Raw genomic sequence first — 2,910 nt, 5'->3', positions numbered from 1 at the left:
TATTTCCGCCATTGTTGCGGCAGCGTTGAAGAATGACGAGGTACTGAAGTATTCGGCATACCTGCCACCGAACAAACGGAAAATCCTCTATGTAGATACCGAGCAGAGCAAATACCATTGCCATAAGGTCATGGAGCGTATTTTGCGACTTGCCGGACTGCCTACCGACAAGGACAGGGACGATTTTGTTTTCATCGTGCTAAGAGAGCAGACCCCCGACAAGCGGAAACAGATTATCGGCTATATGCTTGAAAATATGCCCGATGTGGGGTTGCTCATCATTGACGGAATCCGTGACTTGATGTACGACATCAACAGCCCCAGCGAATCAACCGACCTAATCAACCTTTTGATGCGCTGGTCAAGTGGGTATAACCTGCATATCCACACCGTGCTGCATTTGAACAAGGGGGATGACAACACAAGGGGGCATATCGGTACGGAACTGAACAACAAGGCTGAAACCGTCCTGCAAATCACGAAAAGCCAGCAGGACGGCAACATAAGCGAGGTAAAGGCGATGCACATACGTGACCGGGAATTTGACCCGTTCGCATTCCGTATCAATGACAACGCTTTACCCGAAATCGTGGATGATTATGTATTCCAACAACCTAAGCAGGACAGGAACTTTTCGCTTACGGAACTGACTGAACAGCAACACCGGGAAGCGTTGGAGAACGGTTTCGGCAAGCAGGTGGTACAAGGCTATTCCAATGTCATAGCGGCATTGAAACAGGGTTATGCGAGTATCGGTTACGAGCGTGGACGCAATGTTCTTGTGTCGCTTAACAAGTTTCTTGTGAACAAGCGCATGATTGTGAAAGAGGGCAAGGGCTACCGCTATAATCCCGATTTCCATTATTAAAAGTCAGTTTGGTTTAGTCCGGGTGTATATACAAGAGGAACGGACTTACTATTTCCCAGTATCGGAACAGGCAGGTTTAGTATGGTACGGGTGTATATATAACGGACTAAACAGGACTGGTGCACTTTTCAACTATTTTTTTATCCCCAAAAAGAAAATGTTATGAACATCGAAGATGTGAAACAAATACCCATCGCAGACTATCTGCACAGTTTAGGTTACTCTCCTGTCAAACAGCAGGGTAACGGTTTATGGTACAAATCACCGTTAAGGGAGGAACACGAACCGTCTTTCAAGGTGAACACTGACCGCAACCTTTGGTATGACTTTGGCGCAGGCAAGGGCGGCAACCTCATCGCACTGGCAAAGGAACTCTATTGTTCAGACAGCTTGCCATACCTTTTAAACCGGATAGCGGAACAGACACCGCACATCCGTCCGGTCAGTTTTTCTTTTCCCCAGCGTAGGAAAGAACCGAGTTTCCAGCATTTGGAAGTCCGTGACCTTACCCATCCGGCATTGCTCCGTTACTTGCAGGGACGGGGTATCAATATCGAACTGGCAAAAAGAGAATGCAAGGAACTCCATTTTACCAATAACGGCAGACCGTTCTTCGCTATCGGTTTCCCGAACATGACAGGAGGTTATGAGGTGCGCAACTCTTTTTTCAAAGGCTGCATCGCCCCGAAAGACATCACCCATATACGGCAGCAGGGAGAGCCGAGAGAGAAATGTCTGGTGTTCGAGGGTTTCATGGACTACCTCTCTTTCCTTACGCTCCGCATGAGGAACTGTCCGACCATGCCCGACCTTGACAGGCAGGATTATGTCATTCTTAACTCTACCGCCAATGTGTCGAAAGCCCTTGACGTGATGTCCCTGTATGAACGCATCCACTGTATGCTTGACAATGACAAGGCTGGATATGAAGCGACACGGGATATCGAGTTGGAATACTCCTACCGTGTACGTGACTTCTCACACAATTACAGGGGATATTCGGACTTGAACGATTACCTGTGCGGCAGGAAGCAGGAACAGAAAAACGAAGCCAGCCAAGTGCAGGAAACGAAGCAGGAAACCGGACAACGTGCCGCCCCAAGACAAAAGAGAGGCAGGGGCATTTAATCCGGCAGGACTATCAACGGCTGGCGGTTTATTTGGAGAGCAAGGTTATGTTTCGGTAAACCGAAACTACCTTGCTTTGCTCACCGCAAAGAAAATTTCTCCCGTTGGTCGCAATTTTTAAGACACCATTCAAACGTAAAAAACCATGACGAGTATAAAGGACAAGCCGGGGGGACGTCCGGCAAAGAAACGGATAGAGAAGCAGCAACGGGTTGTCAGTACGAAACTGACCGAGTTGCAGTATTATGCCATCAGGAAGCGAGCCGGGGAAGCCGGGTTGCGTGTCAGTGAGTATGTAAGGCAGGCGGTTGTTTCGGCAGAGGTCATACCCCGGCTGAACAGGCAGGATGCGGACACCATCCGCAAACTGGCAGGGGAAGCCAACAACATCAACCAGTTGGCGCACCGGGCGAATGCCGGAGGTTTCGCACTGGTGGCGGTGGAACTGGTGAAGCTCAAAAACAGGATTATTGGAATCATAAACCATTTGTCGGATGATTGGAAAAATAAAAAAGGGAAGCGGTTTTAAGGGCTGTGTGAACTATGTGCTCGGCAAGGAGCAGGCGGTTTTGCTTCATGCGGACGGGGTTCTGACTGAAAGCCGGGGTGATATAATCCGCAGCTTCTGTATGCAGACCGGGATGAATCCCGATTTGAAGAAGCCTGTCGGACATATTGCGTTAAGTTATTCGACAGTGGATGCGCCCAAATTGACAGACGGGAAGATGGTACAGCTTGCGCAGGAGTATATGCGTGAAATGAAAATCACCAATACGCAGTATATCATCGTGCGTCATCAAGACCGGGAACATCCGCACGTGCATATCGTGTTCAACCGCATAGACAATAACGGCAAGACCATTTTGTAGCTAACACTTGAAAAGGGACCCGGAACAACATTTAAAAAGTGCCCC

The 2,910-nt window shown here is 48.7% G+C and carries 3 protein-coding genes and 1 pseudogene; all 4 read left to right on the top strand.

Annotated elements, in window-relative coordinates:
- On the top strand, positions 1–868 hold an 868-nt coding region (locus DW947_RS20365), incomplete at its 5' end, for a mobilization protein (protein ID WP_119958616.1).
- Positions 869–1,030: 162 nt separating this feature from the next.
- Complete coding sequence (locus DW947_RS20360; protein WP_007656447.1) at positions 1,031–1,996, top strand: toprim domain-containing protein; 966 nt, start codon at positions 1,031–1,033, stop codon at positions 1,994–1,996.
- Positions 1,997–2,141: 145 nt separating this feature from the next.
- Positions 2,142–2,525, top strand: a complete 384-nt coding sequence (locus DW947_RS20355) for a MobC family plasmid mobilization relaxosome protein (RefSeq protein WP_004315361.1) — start codon at positions 2,142–2,144, stop codon at positions 2,523–2,525.
- Positions 2,491–2,859, top strand: a pseudogene (locus DW947_RS20350) (relaxase/mobilization nuclease domain-containing protein); the annotation flags it as partial. The gene DW947_RS20355 and the pseudogene DW947_RS20350, both read left to right, overlap by 35 nt.
- Between the last annotated feature and the right edge of the window lie 51 nt (positions 2,860–2,910).

It is taken from the genome of Bacteroides sp. AM44-19 (genome assembly GCF_003603395.1).
GTDB classification, from domain to species: Bacteria; Bacteroidota; Bacteroidia; order Bacteroidales; family Bacteroidaceae; genus Bacteroides; species Bacteroides uniformis.
This window is presented reverse-complemented; position numbering and strand designations above follow the sequence as displayed.

Bases quoted from the DNA above. Each gene is read 5' to 3' on its own strand.
- DW947_RS20360 (WP_007656447.1), top strand. From the start codon at position 1,031: ATGAACATCGAAGATGTGAAACAAATACCCATCGCAGACTATCTGCAC.
- DW947_RS20355 (WP_004315361.1), top strand. From the start codon at position 2,142: ATGACGAGTATAAAGGACAAGCCGGGGGGACGTCCGGCAAAGAAACGG.